The sequence below is a fragment of the Sporolactobacillus sp. PKPK-6 genome, assembly GCF_056678885.1.
In genome coordinates this window covers 324,216-340,926 of record NZ_JBWXPA010000002.1, presented here as the reverse complement: position 1 = coordinate 340,926, position 16,711 = coordinate 324,216, and the positions used below count along the sequence as shown (strand labels likewise).

16 protein-coding genes are annotated in these 16,711 nt (G+C 43.4%); 14 read left to right on the top strand and 2 right to left on the bottom strand.

Going from position 1 to position 16,711, the window contains the following annotated elements; all coding sequences use genetic code 11:
* Nucleotides 1–9 precede the first annotated feature (9 nt).
* The 6 genes from AC1MBV_RS12595 to AC1MBV_RS12570 all read left to right on the top strand — a co-directional run bounded on the left by AC1MBV_RS12595 (nucleotide 10) and on the right by AC1MBV_RS12570 (nucleotide 5,005).
* A complete protein-coding gene (locus tag AC1MBV_RS12595; RefSeq protein ID WP_480948417.1) occupies nucleotides 10–1,251 on the top strand; it encodes an ABC transporter permease in 1,242 nt (413 codons plus the stop codon).
* Nucleotides 1,229–2,398, top strand: a complete 1,170-nt coding sequence (locus tag AC1MBV_RS12590) for an ABC transporter permease (RefSeq protein WP_480948416.1) — start codon at nucleotides 1,229–1,231, stop codon at nucleotides 2,396–2,398. Before AC1MBV_RS12595 ends, AC1MBV_RS12590 begins: the two co-directional genes overlap by 23 nt.
* Nucleotides 2,399–2,421: 23 nt before the next feature.
* Nucleotides 2,422–2,889, top strand: a complete 468-nt coding sequence (locus AC1MBV_RS12585; RefSeq protein ID WP_480948415.1) for a hypothetical protein — start codon at nucleotides 2,422–2,424, stop codon at nucleotides 2,887–2,889.
* 2 nt (nucleotides 2,890–2,891) lie between these two features.
* Nucleotides 2,892–3,077, top strand: a complete 186-nt coding sequence (locus tag AC1MBV_RS12580) for a hypothetical protein (protein WP_480948414.1) — start codon at nucleotides 2,892–2,894, stop codon at nucleotides 3,075–3,077.
* Nucleotides 3,078–3,207: 130 nt separating this feature from the next.
* Complete coding sequence (locus AC1MBV_RS12575; protein ID WP_480948413.1) at nucleotides 3,208–4,356, top strand: sensor histidine kinase; 1,149 nt, start codon at nucleotides 3,208–3,210, stop codon at nucleotides 4,354–4,356.
* 7 nt (nucleotides 4,357–4,363) lie between these two features.
* Entirely contained in the window at nucleotides 4,364–5,005 is a 642-nt protein-coding gene (locus tag AC1MBV_RS12570; protein WP_480948785.1) for a response regulator transcription factor, read from the top strand.
* Nucleotides 5,006–5,215: 210 nt separating this feature from the next.
* Here the strand turns inward: AC1MBV_RS12570 and AC1MBV_RS12565 are convergent, their stop codons facing one another.
* Nucleotides 5,216–5,890 carry a hypothetical protein gene (locus AC1MBV_RS12565; RefSeq protein ID WP_480948412.1) on the bottom strand — a complete coding sequence of 225 codons (675 nt, stop codon included), beginning with the start codon at nucleotides 5,888–5,890 and terminating at the stop codon, nucleotides 5,216–5,218.
* Nucleotides 5,891–6,085: 195 nt separating this feature from the next.
* Here AC1MBV_RS12565 and AC1MBV_RS12560 point away from each other — a divergent pair, with 195 nt between their 5' ends.
* The 4 genes from AC1MBV_RS12560 (at nucleotide 6,086) to AC1MBV_RS12545 (ending at nucleotide 11,554) form a co-directional block, all read left to right on the top strand.
* A complete protein-coding gene (locus AC1MBV_RS12560; protein ID WP_480948411.1) occupies nucleotides 6,086–6,346 on the top strand; it encodes a hypothetical protein in 261 nt (86 codons plus the stop codon).
* 174 nt (nucleotides 6,347–6,520) lie between these two features.
* Nucleotides 6,521–8,269 carry a glycosyltransferase family 39 protein gene (locus AC1MBV_RS12555; RefSeq protein WP_480948410.1) on the top strand — a complete coding sequence of 583 codons (1,749 nt, stop codon included), beginning with the start codon at nucleotides 6,521–6,523 and terminating at the stop codon, nucleotides 8,267–8,269.
* Between the two features lie 105 nt (nucleotides 8,270–8,374).
* Nucleotides 8,375–10,537: an ArnT family glycosyltransferase gene (locus AC1MBV_RS12550; RefSeq protein WP_255745661.1), complete on the top strand. Its 2,163-nt coding sequence runs from the start codon at nucleotides 8,375–8,377 to the stop codon at nucleotides 10,535–10,537.
* A gap of 36 nt (nucleotides 10,538–10,573) precedes the next feature.
* On the top strand, nucleotides 10,574–11,554 hold the full coding sequence (locus AC1MBV_RS12545; RefSeq protein WP_255745660.1) for a glycosyltransferase family 2 protein: 981 nt from the start codon (nucleotides 10,574–10,576) through the stop codon (nucleotides 11,552–11,554).
* A gap of 436 nt (nucleotides 11,555–11,990) precedes the next feature.
* On the opposite strand, the gene AC1MBV_RS12540 is transcribed toward AC1MBV_RS12545, so the two are convergent.
* The gene (locus AC1MBV_RS12540) at nucleotides 11,991–13,376 is read right to left on the bottom strand and encodes a methyl-accepting chemotaxis protein (protein ID WP_480948409.1); all 1,386 of its coding nucleotides are present in this window, start codon (nucleotides 13,374–13,376) and stop codon (nucleotides 11,991–11,993) included.
* 209 nt (nucleotides 13,377–13,585) lie between these two features.
* Here AC1MBV_RS12540 and AC1MBV_RS12535 point away from each other — a divergent pair, with 209 nt between their 5' ends.
* The 4 genes from AC1MBV_RS12535 to AC1MBV_RS12520 all read left to right on the top strand — a co-directional run bounded on the left by AC1MBV_RS12535 (nucleotide 13,586) and on the right by AC1MBV_RS12520 (nucleotide 16,681).
* Nucleotides 13,586–14,605, top strand: coding sequence for a GerMN domain-containing protein (locus tag AC1MBV_RS12535; RefSeq protein WP_255745656.1), 1,020 nt, complete (start codon nucleotides 13,586–13,588; stop codon nucleotides 14,603–14,605).
* Nucleotides 14,606–14,805: 200 nt separating this feature from the next.
* On the top strand, nucleotides 14,806–15,558 hold the full coding sequence (rph, locus tag AC1MBV_RS12530; RefSeq protein WP_255745997.1) for a ribonuclease PH: 753 nt from the start codon (nucleotides 14,806–14,808) through the stop codon (nucleotides 15,556–15,558).
* Nucleotides 15,555–16,160: an XTP/dITP diphosphatase gene (locus AC1MBV_RS12525; protein WP_480948408.1), complete on the top strand. Its 606-nt coding sequence runs from the start codon at nucleotides 15,555–15,557 to the stop codon at nucleotides 16,158–16,160. Before rph ends, AC1MBV_RS12525 begins: the two co-directional genes overlap by 4 nt.
* Complete coding sequence (locus tag AC1MBV_RS12520; RefSeq protein WP_480948407.1) at nucleotides 16,157–16,681, top strand: metallophosphoesterase family protein; 525 nt, start codon at nucleotides 16,157–16,159, stop codon at nucleotides 16,679–16,681. Before AC1MBV_RS12525 ends, AC1MBV_RS12520 begins: the two co-directional genes overlap by 4 nt.
* Nucleotides 16,682–16,711 lie beyond the last annotated feature (30 nt).

Below are 16,711 nucleotides of genomic sequence, written 5' to 3'. Positions count from 1 at the left end.
GGCGAGTGCATGAGCAAATTACTGAAACTCTTTTTTCTGGACATTAAATTATTGGTGAAAAATAAAACGATATGGCGACTCATCTTGCTGCCGCCTTTGTTTATTTTGATTTTGGGGACTATTTTTGGCAAGACAGCAACACCGATAAAAAAATTCCCGGTTGCGTTTGTCAGTGCGGATCAGACCGTATCACAAGGTCACATGCAGCTCAATCTTGGACAAATACTTGAAAATCAGGTGTTTTCGAGCGCTAAGTTGAAAAAGCTGGTCAACGTCAAAAAAGCGGCAAGTCTTGCGCAGGCGAAGCGTTGGGTTAGAAAGGGTAGAGTAGCTGCTGTGATCTCTGTCCCTAAGTCATTCACCACAGCTTATGTTGGGGATAAGAATGTTCACATTACCTTGATTGGCAATAAGGATAAGTTAACTGAGAAGAAAATCGTCCAATCAGTTTTAGAAGGATTCACTAATAATTTGAACACGATTCGTGAGGAACGACAGTCCTTAACTTCTTACGCAAAAAGTCATGTCATCGATGCGGCACATATTCAGTCAGCCATCAGCGAGTTTTCCAGTGTTTCAGTTCAAACACCGATGATTGAAAAACGCTCACCCAATCTCTCATCCAAACCGGTCAGAGCGATGCAGTATTATGCAATTGGCATGGCGGTCATGTTTTCGATAAGTACGGCCTTTGCGATTATCCACAATGTGGTTGAGGAACGGCTGAATCATACATTATATCGCATTCGCGCGATGCCTGTTCGATCCTTGCACTATGCGCTTGGCAAGCTTGGCGGCATTATTGTTGCTGTACTTCTGCAAATGTCTGCGGTTATTCTGATCAGCCGGGCGCTCTACGGTGTCGTCTGGGGCAGTTTGCCGGAGATTCTGCTGATCACATGTGTCTATGCCTTTGCGGTCGGATCGATTGTTCTGCTCTGCGGCTTTCTAGCAAAGAATCAGACCACTGTCTCCAGCCTTGGCGCGCCGATTTTATATATTTTTAGCTTTCTTGGAGGAAGTATGGTGAACACTGACAGCTTTCCGCAAGCGATGAAAGTTATTCATCAGCTGTTGCCCAATGGGCAGGCGATAAACGCTTATTTAGCGATCGGGCAGGGCGAGCAATTAATGAAAATCCTTCCCGAACTTTTACAACTGCTTGTCACCGGTCTTGTATTTCTTGTTCTCGCACTAGTGGCTTTCAACAGAAAGGGGGCATCCGGTCATGCAGCTGCTGCTCATGATTAAGTATCAATTGAAATTGCTGTTTCGAAATCGGCTGGCTATTTTTATGATGATTGCAGCTCCTGTAGTGTTGACTCTGCTTTTCTCAATAGTGGGGTCCGGTGATGGGAAAGCACAACTTGGAGTGCTTGATCAGGATCACAGCGTATCTTCCAAACAACTCATTCGATTGCTTGAGAATCAGGAAAATGTGCAGCTCATTCATTTAAGCAGAGCGGCAATGCAACATGATGTTGGCAATCAATCGATTTCGGAAGGTCTCATAATCGGCAATCATTATGAGCGCACCCTGCTTTCAAATCAAAAGACTGATCTGAGCTTAATTCAAAGTCAATCAAGTGGCAGCAGCGCGTTGATCGATCAGGTCGTCGCAGAAACCGTGGGCACGCAGAAGAGGATGGTGGTGGACGCAGCAACCGTCTCGCGTTACATTCATTCTGTCAAAACGACTCTTCTGTCTCAATTTTACAGACATAGCTTAAAATCTGCGACCATATCTGTTATCGATCATTCTCCAAGTAGGCAAAACGAAATGCGACAACAGAACCTTCGCACACTGATCGGATTCCTCGTCATGTTTGTCTGGTTTGTTGTTTTTCAAGGATTAAGAACGATGATTGAAGAGAAGGAGAATCACGCCTTTGACCGAATGATCAGTGCGCCAGCGCGTTATCGTCAAATCGTACTGTCGAAAATAGTTGCTACGTTTCTTTTTTCTGCTTTTCATGTTGCAGTGATCGTGCTTGTCGCCGGCTATTTTTTTAAACTTCATTTGCTTGCTCATTTCGTTACCCTTTGCGTGCTATTTGCTGCTTACCTGTTTGCATTGATTGGTGTGTCATTAGTCTTTGTACCATTCTTCAGAAAACAGCAGCAGTTCACTATTCTATCAACGATGATTGTTGTTTTAACAGGAATGCTTGGCGGTTCTTTTTTCTCGATTGAAACATTTGCGCCACGGTTTATTGTATGGCTTTCCCATCTGACTCCGGAGTCTTGGGCGATTCGAGCAATGAATGGAGTAACTCTTGACGGACAGCTGCTGAGCGCTCAGCTGACACCTTTACTAGTTCTCGTAGGTGCCGGATGCATTGGGACCGTGCTTTCTCTATTGTCGATGCGCGTATCAGTTCGGATGCAAAATAAGTAGGGAAAGGGGGCTATTGATTCGTAATGGATATTATTTTTGTCCTGCTGATTATCGTTTTATTGCAACTTCGGGAACGGGCATTGAATCGGAATAAATTATGGCTGCTGCCGATGCTCATGCTTTATATCAGCCTGTCAGCGTTCGAGAAAGTAAATCATTTTCAAATGATTGATTTGCTTACAATAGTTGCGTTGACTTTTTTAGGCCTGATTATTGGTGGAATACGCGGTTCACTCTATAGGATCAGATTCGATGATCAGTCGCAACAATTGATGAAAAAAGGAAGTGTACTCACTGTTGTACTATTACTTGCTTTAATTTTCGCGAAAGTTGTGATTGAAAAAATGACCATTTCAGGAAGCGCTGAGCATCTATTTTCAGTAGTCCAGGCAGGTTTTTTCTTTGAACTGTTCGGATCCTTCTCCGGCAGAAATCTGGCATTATGGCTGCGGAGTGGGAGACTAGTAAAAAATGATTCTGTGGGGGAGTAAAAATGTCATTAATAACAATGAATTTGATTGAACTGATTGCAGGGCTGCTGATTAATCTTTTTATCGGTAAACTGCAAGTTCTGCTGTTTCGAAAAAAAACGCAGACTTCTCGGATTATCATTCGTATTATCGGTGTTTATCTCTTGATCGACGGACTGTTAGGTATTCTGCATATTCATCTTTTCTAAAAAACGAGCGGCAGTGAAGAGCACTTATTCACTGTTGCTTTGCCTTGTTGTAAAATAAAAGGATTAATGGAGCAGATGAATGCTGCTAAAGAATGTATGAGGTATTTCATCAGCGAAAGGTGCCGTTACCATGTCCAACCATTTCTATAGTAAATTCATTCGCTATATAGCGCTGGTGATGATTATCTATTCACTTATTCCACTTGCCCAGCGCAATACCGGACTATTTATTGGACTCATGACAGCTGTAGTTGTTTTAAATGTTAATGATCTGATCCGATATCGGTTCCTAACCATGCAAACCGTTGCACATCAGGTTTCTTTCCTGTTCAGTCTGCTCTGTATCGTGTTAATTGTAACATTACAAGATTCCACGGGTGCAGAAGTCTATGTCATCTATTTGCTGGTTGAGTTAATTGTCATCCATAAAAAATTGCCCATTTTCCTTATTGCAGCCCACTTTACGATGGCTTTTTCTGTTGACATGCTGCAATTTGACTTTTTACATGCGCTCCGTCATGAATTGATTTCCTATGGCCTGACGCTTCTTACGATCCTATTGTTTCGTAATCTGATGATTGAAAAGCGTCGCGTTGAAGGCTTGAATCTGGAACTGCGGAAATCGAACCGTAAACTTGAAGAGTACACGAAGAAAATTGAAAGGCTGACGATTATAAAGGAACGGACGAGAATCGCACAGGAGCTGCATGATTCGATGGGCCATGCACTTGTTGCACTGAATATGAATCTTGAGTATGCTGAAAAAGTGGTTGATCATAGGCCTGTAGAAATAAAGGCAGTACTTGGTAAAACACGTGAATTGACCAAACAGTCGATGACAAATTTAAGACAAGTGGTCAAACTGCTTAAAGACGATGCTGTTCCTGATTTGAGTGAAGCATTACATGCGCTTGTTGATGCTTTTAGAGAAAACAATCAGGTTCATTTTGATTTGAACTTGAATGTTCTTGATGAAATAATAGATCCCAAAATAAAAAACTGTCTTTATAAGACGGTACGTGAAGGAATTACCAATGGATGCAGGCATGGCAGTGCTACACTATTCACCATTGATATCGCTTCCCATGAAGACAAAATAATCCTGAATATGACGAACAATGGAGTCACAGATTCTGAGATTATTAAGTCCAATGGTTTAAAGGGAATTGAAAATAGATTCAGAGATCTTGGTGGAATGGTTCATTTTGTCTCATCTAAAGAAGCTGGCTTTACAATAGAGGGTTCACTTCCGATGAAGGGCAGCTCTGAAGGGAAATGAGAATATGATTCGCGTTATGATTTGTGATGATCAGAAGATTGTCAGAGAAGGGCTGAAAATGATCTTAAGCATGCATAAAGAAATCCAAATTGTTGCTGAAGCTGAAAATGGACAGAAGCTGCTCGACATGCTGCAAAACATGTGTGTGGACGTTATCCTTATGGATGTCCGCATGCCGGTCATGGATGGCATTGAAGCGACCAAACAAATTAAATCACTTTACCCTCAAATAAAGATTATTATTCTGACAACGTTCGATGAAGACGACTATATTTTCGGTGGTCTGAAGAATGGAGCAGATGGCTATATTTTAAAAGATTCCGGCTCAGAGGAGATTGTCGGTGCGATTAAAGCGGCAAACGCCAACAGCATGTTGCTTAATGAAAAGATCGCGTTGAAAGTTGTTTCCGCACTGCACACAAAAGCGACTACGGAACGTGCAGCTGATAAGGAAAAGCTGTCTCTTCTGACTCAGCGGGAAATCGACGTGGCGAATGAAGTGAAGCTTGGGAAAAGTAATCGAGCGATTGGGCAAACATTATTCATTACAGAAGGAACCGTAAAAAATTATGTGTCACGAATTCTTGATAAACTTGAACTGTACAATCGTTCAGAGCTAGTGATCTATATGCGACAGATGAACACTTAAAATGAAGAGTATCTAGACGAATGAGCTTGAGTTGCAACACTTTTTGCATCTGCGTTGAGAATGTGATATATACCTTGTGCAAAAGCGTGAGGGGATCATCCGATGTTAATACATTGTTAGCAGCTTCCGAACTGTACATCCGTTTTTTTAATTTGCATAAAAAAAACCTGCCAATTAAGGCAGGCTTTTTGCAGCGATTAATGAGTTTCATTAATCACAATCACAGCTGTTTTTTTTCACATTCTCGCTAATTTCCATGGCATTAAAACTGAAGTTGCGGACATCGTCTTTAGTAAGCTGCGGCGGAGCGGCAGAAACGCCAAGGATATTCGTTAAGAATGATCCTGGAATGACTGAAGTATCCAAATCAATTGTTAGAAAATATTGATTTTTACCACATGTTGGTTTCGCATCAACGGCATGAATCGGGGTCGTCGCGAAAGCAAAGTCAACAAAACCAATCTCATCATCAGGTGTTGTGTTAAACAAGTCACCAATTGTAGAGAGCAACTGACTCGCGTCACGACTTTCACCGATCACTTTGCGTCCGTTGTCATTTTTCTTCCATACCCGAACAACTGCCGGGATGCCGAAAATAATACCTGCATTAATGATTCCAATAATGCTTTCCAGCAACGAGATGCTTTCCGGTTTCCATGTAACGGTGCCATCAAGTACGACACGCGCACATGGGTCCTGAACATTGACACTGACCTCGGCAAATTTATTGCTGATTTTCGGTCTCGGACTGTCAGAATTAGAAGCTAATTGGTCTGATGCAAAATCATTCAGCAAACCCGAATGACTTGAACCTTTACCACCTTTACATTTGTTGCAACCGCAATTTACACTGTGAGTATCTTCTTCAAAGAAATCATAACCCACTGCTTATCAACTCCTTTGTTTTGATACTATATCTTATTGCACAGGGACAATATTGCATGGACAGTTCACGCAGTCGTTTCGCACATTTTCACTTCTTCCTTGTGAATTAACGCAAATGACTACTCAGTTTGTCTATGCATCACTTACTTAAATACATAAACATGTAGTATCAAAACTGAAAGGATGATCATTAATATGACATTAAGTAGATTGAGCGCTTTAAGCAGCTTGAGCAGTTTGTCAGGGTTGAACAATTCAAAACTTCAGTCGGTGCTGGCAAAATTGGATCCTGGTGAAGTACTGGGTTCGGTTGTTCCCGATAACGGCACTGCTTTGGCAGCTCCAACTTTTTTGAATTATGACAAACTGACAGGGGTCGTAACCTTCTCTGTAGCAGGAGCAACAACATATGTTAACGCATCGGATATTCAAGTGATTACTTTAGCTACACCTTAACAAAATGAAAATGGCAAGCTCTGAAATCATCGGAGCTTGCTTTTTTTTGTATGCTGATAAATAGATGATTGTTTTCTAACACAATGTAACTAATCCGATCAATTATTAAAAAAAGATCGGCCCCTGCCACCCATTTGCTGGCTAGAGTTAAGAATTCCTTAATGTTTGTCATCTATGATCAGGTTGGAAAACGGAAGGGATGTGTGGGATACGATGAAAGGATTGAATAAGCAATTCGCTGCAAGTCTTATTTTAGTCATGATTGTCGTCGTTGCTGCAGCGGTTTTTTCAATTACGAGCAGCTTATCATCCTCACATTCGGCGAGAAACAGTCAGGGAATGGGACAGACCCACGCCATTTCCGATACAGGAACAGGAAGAGGCACCGGAGCGCGAATGCCTGCAAAGAAGCAGGAGAAAAAATCGATGAATAGCAAATCTGCGACGCATAATTTGCCGAACGTGAACGGTCAAAATGCTCCGCCGAATGGAAAGCGTTCTAAAAATGGCCGCCCATCAGGGAATACTGTGGGTGGGCAAACGGTTAAGAATGGTGCTAATCATTCAAATGGTCCACCTCATTCGGTCACTTCCGGATCTGGCGGTTCAATGCCAGACCAGCAAACCGGAGCGCAAAGCGTTATAACCAAGAGTTTAATTGCTGTTTACTCGATTTTATTTCTGATCACGATCATCACATGCTTTGTTTTGAACAGGAAAAGAAAATTTAGGATGGATAAACAAACGATAAGCGCATCAATGGGTACGCTCTTAGTAGTCGCACTCTGCGCTAAATTAGCATTGGCACCATGGATTTCCGGGCATATGGATTTAATGCTGTTCCAGAACTGGGCTCAATCTGCGGCTTCCGGATTAACGAATTTTTATCAAAACAGCAATGCTGATTATCCTCCCCTTTATATTTATGTTCTTTATGGAATTGGAAAAGCAGTCACTTTACCTGGATTGAGTGGCGGGTATACGTTATTACTCAAACTTCCTTCAATCCTTGCCGATGTGCTGACCGCCTGGCTGATCTACCGTATCGCACGAAAAAAGGGGCATGAATGGCTTGGGTTGGCTGCAGGAGCTTTTTATCTCTTTAATCCTGCTATTTGGATGGATTCAGTGATTTGGGGACAGGTGGATTCATTTTTCACATTAATTATTGTTCTTGCACTGAATTTCTTAATTAAACGCAACTATTTTCTCTCAACGGCGCTCTTTGCGGCATCAGTCATGATGAAGCCTCAAGGAATTATTTTTCTGCCACTGCTCGCTTATGTGTTTATTAAGGATCGAAGGATAGGCAAAGGTTTTCTCGCGCTTGGCTGGTACGCATTGATTACAGCGCTTATTGCACTTCCGTTTTCTTTTCTTGCAAGCGGTGGTGTATTATGGCTTGTTCAGCTGATGAAACGAACGATCAGCGAATATCCTTACGCGTCGGTAAACGCCTTTAATTTTTTCAGCTTAATCGGAGGTAATTTTCAATCGGACAGCGCGAAACTCTTTATCTTCAGCTATCACACATGGGGTATGCTTGCTATTGTTCTTATTTCTCTTGTGTCCTTATGGCTGGTACTGCGCAAGCATTCGATCCAGATGGTGATGATTGCAGGCTTAATACAAATTGCCGGCGTCTTTACCTTTGCATCAGGAATGCATGAACGCTATTTGTATCCTGCAATGGCGCTTGCACTCATCTGCTCGCTTATCAATGAAGATCATCGATTCGCTGTGCTTGCGATCGGCTATAGCTTCACGAACTTTATGAATCTTTATTTCATTTATTTTTTATCTGGAACTATGGCAGCTTCGTACAGTGTGTCGCTTGTTGTCACTTCGTTAGTCAATGTATTGCTGTTTGGGTATCTTGTCTGGACAGCATTCACTGTAAAACAAAAAAGTGAATTAAGTTAAGCATTCTTTAAGATTGGCTTGTCATAATATTGTTAAGCAAAAAGCTCGTGCTGACGAGTACAGGTGTTTATTTCAGATCTATTGTTGCCTGAGGAGGAGTTCAAGATGAACTTATTTAAAAGTAAACGAATTGATTTTTATTTAATCGGTGTCATTCTTTTTTCAGGATTCATGAATTTCTTTCTGCTTAATAAAGCAGATACAAATGAGTACTACACAGTAGCTGTAAAGAGTATGATGAAAAGTTTCCATAACTTTTTCTATGCATCATTCGACCCTGCAGGTTTTATTACGGTTGACAAGCCCCCCGTTGCGCTTTGGTTGCAAACAATAAGCGCCAAATTATTCGGATTCAGCAATTTCAGTGTTCTGCTTCCCGGAGCCGCTGCGGCGGTTGTGTCCACAGTGATTGTATACCAAATGGTGAAGCATAAGGCTGGCAAACTTGCTGCATTTATTTCAGGTATTGTCATGTCGGTCACGCCGATCTTTATAGCCGTAACACGAACAAATAACATGGACAGTATTCTGATTCTTTGTCTGGTCATTGCGGCATGGGCAGTGGTGAAAGCGGCATCGACGACTAAATTTCGCTGGCTCTTACTCAGTGTTGCCATGATCGGCGTTGGTTTTAATGTAAAAATGTTTGAAGCATTTATGATTGTTCCTGCGATTTATCTTTTTTATTGGATGGCTATGAAGATCAATTGGAAGAAAAAAATACTCCATCTTCTCGCTGCAACCGTTGTTTTGGCAGGAGTCTCTCTTTCGTGGGCGATTGTTGTTGATTCTACTCCAGCCAGTAAGCGTCCTTACGTCGGCGGGAGTCAGACCAATTCGGTTCTTGAACTAGCCCTCGGCTATAACGGCGTATCACGATTGACCGGTCAACAGGGTGCCGGAGGGCAAAAAACGGGAACAATGCCAAGTGGAGCGAGAACGCAAACCGGAACGAATGCATCAGAGAATTTACAGAATCCAAATTCTTCTTCCGGAGAAAATAGTTTCGGAGGCGAGATGGGCGGAACACCGCCAGGCGGAATGGGTGGCAATCGCGGCGGAAATCAGGGGTCGATGTTCGGCACCGGGAGCGCAGGACCGTTGCGCCTCTTTTCAAAAGAATTATCCGGACAAGCAAGCTGGCTTCTACCTTTTGCCCTCTTCGGAGTTATTGCGATTGTGGCTGACTGGTTCCGTCGCAGAAAGCTGAATGAAAAACATAGTTTTGCAATTTTCTGGCTTGCATGGCTTGCTCCGGCAATGGTCTTCTTCAGCATCGCCGGTTTCTTCCACCAATATTATTTAAGTTTGATGGCACCACCGATTGCGGCGTTGGTCGGTATCGGATTTTCGTATCTGTGGCGAGACTTCAGTGATGCAAAGAGCTCTTGGCGCGGTTATCTTCTCCCGATCGCTTTTGGTGTAACGCTTCTTTTTGAGGCAATTATCTTTTACCAGAATAGTATTGAAACGATCTGGACTGTGTTGCTTATTGTAGCCGGTATACTAGCAATTGGTTTTGGAATTGTCTGGCGAACGGCCGATCGGAAAGTTCAAGGAGCAATTGCCGGATCAAGTGTACTATTAATGCTGTTTGCTCCATTGTATTGGACACTTCCATCAACGTTTAATCAGACGGATAGTTCGACTCCTATTGCCGGGCCGAGTTCAACACAGTCAGGTATGGGCGGCCAACGTTCAGATGGGAAAGGCTTCCCTGGAGGCGGAACCGGAGGACCTGGCGGCAGTCAAGGAGAGGCACCATCGATCGATGGCGAATCTGGTGCCTCAGGGGCTTCACAAGGTCCAAATGAATGGTCACAAAATCAAACCGACCAATCGTCAACCAGCACTTCGGATCGAAGCATGAATCGCGGTGGCGGAATGCGTCAACAAGTCAGTACTAAACTGCTTACTTATCTGCGCAAGCATTACACGGGTGAAAAGTTTATTCTTGCCGTGCCAAGCGCTCAATCCGCATATTCCATCATGATGAAAACAAACTATGCGGTTATGGCAATGGGCGGATTCGCAGGCAGTGATCCTGCATTAACCGTAAGCAAATTGGAAAAGATGGTGAAGGCTGGAGAGATTAAATACTTCCTGATCTCAGGAAATCAAGGCGGTGCACAGAACGCATCCGTAACCAACTGGATTAAGAAGAACTGCACAGAGGTCAAGGCAAGTGAATGGTCGAGTTCGGATTCGAGTTCAAGCAGTCAAAACGGATCAGGAGGGCAATCGACGCTCTATGTCTATAACAAATAAAAAATGGTGCAGTGCGGTATAAAAGAAAAAGGAGGCATGGCCATGACAGTTAAATATTCAATAGTGGTGCCGGTATTCAATGAAGAAAAAGTGATCTACGAATCCTATAAGCGATTGAAAACAGTCATGGATCGAACTTATGAATCCTATGAGTTGCTGTTTGTCAATGATGGAAGCCGTGACCGAACTTCGGAGCTGCTGAATTATATTTCCGAAGGAGACACGAACGTAAAAGTTATCGAGTTCTCACGTAATTTCGGACATCAAATTGCGATAACGGCAGGCATGGATTACGCGACTGGCCAGGCTGTCGTTGTCATCGATGCGGATCTTCAAGATCCACCTGAATTGATCCTGAAAATGATTGAAAAATGGGAGGAAGGTTATGATGTTGTTTACGGAAAGCGAGTAGAACGAAAAGGTGAAACCTTTTTTAAGAAACTCACGGCATCGCTTTTCTACCGAACACTGAAAATGTCAACAGACATCGATATTCCTCTTGATACAGGTGACTTCCGCTTGATTGATCGGCGCGTATGTGATGAAATGAAGCGCATACCCGAGAAAAATCGGTTTATACGCGGGCTTGTCAGCTGGGTCGGGTTTAAGCAAACGGCGATTGAGTATGTTCGTGATGAACGGCTGGCCGGCGAGACAAAGTATCCATTGAAGAAAATGCTGAAGCTTTCAATCGATGGTTTGACTTCGTTCTCATATAAACCACTGAAATTAGCCACTTATGGCGGCGCATTTCTTTCTTTGGCAGGATTTGTCTATATGATCGTTGCCTTATCGTTAAAGCTGTTCACATCAAGCACCGTGCCTGGATGGACCTCGCTCATCGTTATTCAACTCTTGTTTAGCGGGTTCACATTGTTCATTCTAGGCGTGATCGGAGAGTATATCGGTCGAATTTATGACGAAACAAAAGATCGTCCGTTGTATATTATTAAAGAAGCCAAAGGATTCGGTGCCGCCAATCGCGTGCGTTCCATATCCAGTGTCAAGCATGGCTGACCATTACCAATGTATAGAAATAAAAAGTCCGAATAGACGCATAGTCTGTTCGGACTTTTTGCACAAATAAGATATAAAGATCTAGAGGACTTTAGTGTAAGTGCAACTAAGGCTTCGCACCTTCCAGAGGCTTGGCGAAGCCGAGTTTTCTAACAAGTAAAGAAAGTATAAGAATTTGCCCCGTATTTAAACGAATAAACCAGTGTCTTGGCCGAGAATCAAAGCAAAGGTGCGAGACGCCTGCAGGATCAGGTGCCAGCGAGACCCCGCAGATTTCTGCTTGTCTGAGGAGGCTCGCGGTGCGCCCGCGGTCGCGCTCAGTTGATGCGAGCAACCGGAGCGATGATTCAGCACCGTAAAGACACAAACCAATCACACATGGCTGGAGATTAAAGACCGGGCGCTTTTTGCTCGGTTTTTCTTATGTTACACCATTTCAATGAACCGTTAAATCTGTTCCAAAAACACCGATTACTTGTCCGGATTGGAAAATAGGAAAGGACAACGTAACGCAAGGCTGCTTTGTAATCGCAGAATAATAAGGTTTTGACACATATGGCGAACCCTTCATTGCCTCCACAAACCAAGTTCGCGCACCTGCGTTTGCAAGAGCAGCTGCCGGCTCTGAATAAACAAACGAACCGTCGGGAAAATTCGACCAGACCGCTTCAAGTTCGGGATAACTTTCCTTAAGAATGCTCAGGATCCTTTTATGCTGTGCAGGTTCAATAGGCGCGAGCGGGTGTTCCTCACTGAATTGCAGGATTGACTGCTTCATCGATTTCAGTTGATTTGCGTTGATTTGAATGGCCATACGTTCATCCTGTTGAATCGAGTTATGAAGCTCATTTGAGGTGCCAATTAGCAGTTTGTTCAATGCCAGCATTTGATCAATGCTGGTGAATTGGTTCGACACGTCTTGTTCAACTGTTTCTGCAAGCGCTTGATTCGTCTGTGTCATTGCTGAAATTTGATTAATTAGATCAGAAATTGTGGAGATGCTTCCTGTTTGTTCATTAACAGAAGCTGCAGATTCCTTGCTGCCGAGCATGATCGTCTCCAATTTTTCTTTAAAGTCGCTTAAGTTTGCGACAATGTGCTGCAATTTTTCTGATCCTTTGTCAATTTCGGCTGTTTCCTTATTGACACGTTCAGTCGATCGACTGATTTCCTTCTGTATCAGTTGTGTGGTCTGTTTTGTGTCGTGCACCGCTTGCTGCGTTTCAGAAGAAAGTTTGCGAATTTCAGACGCGACAACGGAAAATCCTTTTCCTGCTTCGCCTGCCCGGGCAGCCTCAATAGCAGCGTTTAGCGAAAGAATATTCGTTTCTTCGGAGATGGAACCGATCAATTGGAAGACTTGGTCTATTTTTCTTGAATGTGCGACAAGCTCATTCATTTGACTCATAAGCTCGCGATGACCATTTAAGATGCCTGACATGGTCTTTTCTAATCCGCTGACCGCTTCTAAAGAAGAACCAAGATCTTGATAAGCCTGCTCGCTGTCTGCTTGCACACTGCTCACAATTGAAAGTATTGTTTGTGCGGAGTTTTGAATTACATGCATTTGTTCATTAACTTGCGCTGCGCTTTCAGCAGTATGCGTTGTATGTCTTTTGAACTCTGAAACACTGGTTTGGCTTGAACTAGAGGACTCGTTCAAAGCCTCTGCAGCGAGCTTCAGCTGTTCGACAACGCCTTTCAGCTGATCGGCAGCCACTTGTATTCTGCCCATTGAATTACGGTTGTTTGAATGATTTTGTGAATGGATTTCATTGTGCTGCTGCTTTCTTTTAAAAAGGATCAGGGGAAACACCTCCACGTGATACAAGCAGGTATGTAAAAAAATCACTATTTTATACAAAAGTATATCATTATTTGGTGTAATTTTCTCATTGTTTAAATAATAAGAATGAAACCTTAGTTTCAGAATTAAGAAAAACAGCTTTTCAAAAAAACAAAGGTCTATTCGATTGGATGGCTCGTATACATGTTAGTACAACCCATAGGGATTTACGAGGAGGGTACATTATGTATCGTCGAACATCATTCGTTTTGGCTGGCGCTTGTCTTGCAGTATCGATGGCGCTGCTTGCAGGTTGCGGCGGCATGGCTGATCGTGAACCGGATAGCGTTAAGTATGTAAACAGCAAGTCCGATTTGGTTAAAACCAGCAAGCATCAGGAATTTACTGAAAGAGTCTTGTATTTAACTGATGCCAATGGATTTGTTGTCCCACAAATGGTCGGTTTGCCGAAAACAAATGCGGTGACAAAGCAGGTATTAAACTATTTGGTTGCTGACGGACCGGTCTCCAACTTGTTACCAAACGGATTTCAGGCAACACTGCCTTCGGGGACGGAAGTAAAGAATGTATCTACAGATCAAAGGGGTAATGCAACAGCTGATTTTTCTAAGGACCTGCTTGATACACCCGCAGCGAGTCAGAGGCAAGCCATTCAGTCTATTGTCTGGACGCTCACTCAATTTCAGGCTGTAAAATCAGTGACAATCACAGTTGACGGCAAAGCAATGGAAGCATGGCCGTCAACTAAAAATGTAGTTGGCAGAGGACTTACACGTGCGGACGGGATTAATCAAGTCACCGGCGATGTGGCTGATGTCAGCGGCAGTGAACCGCTTACGGTCTATTATATGGCTGCCAACAAAGGAAAAACCTACGATGTTCCGGTAACAGTTCGTGGGACTGTCGGTTCGGATCGCGTAACCGGCCTCGTCAATGCACTCATTCACGAACCGGCGGCAGGGGCACTCATTTCACCGATGAACCCCGATATTCAGTTGACTGAAAAACCGCAAATCAAGAATGGAACGGTATATCTCCATTTTAACAGTGCTATTTATGATAATAAAAAGGCGAAGACAATCAATGATCAAGTCGTTCGCAGTCTTGTTCTCACACTTACAGGGGACCCAGCGATTCAAAAGGTGTCGATACAAGTAGGGCATGCGACAAAGATGACTTTGGAATCCGGGAAAACATTATCCGGAGCGGTTTCTCGCGATTGGGTTGATGCGACCGGCCTGTAATTTAATTAATGAAAATATGGTATAGTAAGAGGAGCAGACAGGGCTTCTCTTCTTTTTTGCACTAGGTGATTAAACGATGAGGTTGTTTATTGGCTCATTTGCACTGAATGAGTCAATAATAGTATGAACAACGAGATCCTTTAACAAAGCTGATTGCTAAAAAAGGAGCCCTAATAATGGACACGGGGGCAATTGAAGTAATGAGACCAGACGGCAGAGCAAGCGACGAACTAAGGTCTATTCAAATTCAACCGGATTTTATTATTCATCCAGAAGGTTCGGTACTTATTTCGGTAGGCAAAACAAAAGTGATTTGCAATGCGAGCATTGAAGACCGCGTGCCGCCTTTTTTGCGTGGGCATAAAAAAGGGTGGGTTACCGCAGAGTATGCGATGCTTCCTCGCGCCACGCCTGAGCGCAATATGCGTGAATCTACTAAAGGAAAAGTGACCGGCAGAACCATGGAAATTCAGCGTTTGATTGGCCGCGCGCTGCGTTCCGTTGTCGATCTTGAGGCGATGGGCGAACGCACATTGTGGATTGATTGCGATGTCATCCAAGCGGACGGAGGTACGCGTACCGCGTCCATTACAGGTGCTTTTGTCGCGGCGGTACTGGCATTCAGACATGCACTTGAACGGAAGCAGATCAGCCATATGCCGATCAGATCCTATCTTGCAGCGACCTCGGTGGGCATCCATCCGATCTATGGTCCGTTATTGGATCTCTGTTATAAAGAAGATTCGACTACTGATGTTGATATGAACATTGTCATGAACGGTCGCGACGAATTTATTGAAATTCAAGGAACCGGCGAGGAAGCGACCTTTAGTGAAGAGGAATTGGCGAAACTGCTTTCACTTGCAAAAAAAGGAATCCATGAATTGATTGAAGCAGAAAAAACCATTCTTGGCGATTTAGTTGTCGAACAAAAGGTGGGAACAAATAAGTGATTAAAGTATTGATTGCCTCAAATAATCCAGGAAAAATAAAAGAATTTAAAGCACTGCTTGCTGAATTCGATGCAGAAGTTTTTTCTTTAAAAGATATGGATATTCACACGGATGTACCGGAAACTGGAACAACATTTCGTGAGAATGCTGCATTAAAAGCGGAAGCATTATCTCAAGAGACAGGCATGATCACCTTGGCAGATGATTCAGGGCTGTGTGTCGATGCGTTAAACGGCGAACCGGGGATTTTTTCCGCACGCTACGCAGGTCTGGATAAGAACAGTGAGCATAATATTGATCTGTTGTTGAAAAAACTTGCAGGCGTGCCTGAAAGCGAGCGAACAGCACATTTTGTCTGTGTACTCGCAATCAGCAAGCCCGGCCAACCGACTCACTTTGCCGAAGGCCGCTGTGACGGATTCATCACAATGGAACGACGCGGAGAAGATGGGTTCGGTTATGATCCGCTATTCCTGATTCCGGAACGGCAATTGACCTTTGCACAAATGGGCGATGATGAGAAGAACAAGATCAGCCATCGTGCTCGTGCATTGAAGCAGTTGCAAGAACGATGGACAAGCTGGGTTGGTGACACTGAATGAAGTGTTTAATTGTCAGTGATACCCACGGTTTTACTCATGAATTAGCTGAGTTGAAGCAACGCTATGCAAGCAAGGTCGATTTTATGATCCATTGCGGCGATTCCGAACTGCAGCCGGATTGTCCGGAAATGGAAGGCTTTGCAGCAGCTGTTGAAGGAAACTGTGATTATCCTGGTGCTTATCCTAATGAATGTGTGAAAAAGATTGGTGGATTGACCTTTCTTGTTGCGCATGGGCATTTGCTCGGCGTCCGCCAATCTCCCGCACGACTATGCTACCGTGGACTTGAAGTGAAGGCGAATGTTGTTTGTTTTGGTCACACACATTTTGCCGGTGCATTCCAAAAGGACGGTATGATTGTGATTAATCCCGGAAGTTTGCGGCTTCCGCGTAATTATCAAGAAGGAACATTCGTTATTTTTGATTATGATAATGAACAAAAGACTGCTCAAGCCACTTATTATACGTTTGACGGCAAGCCGGTTGACGCATTTTCCCAATCGTTTAAGCTGAAGAAATAAATGTGATCAATAGAAAAGAGAGTCGGATAT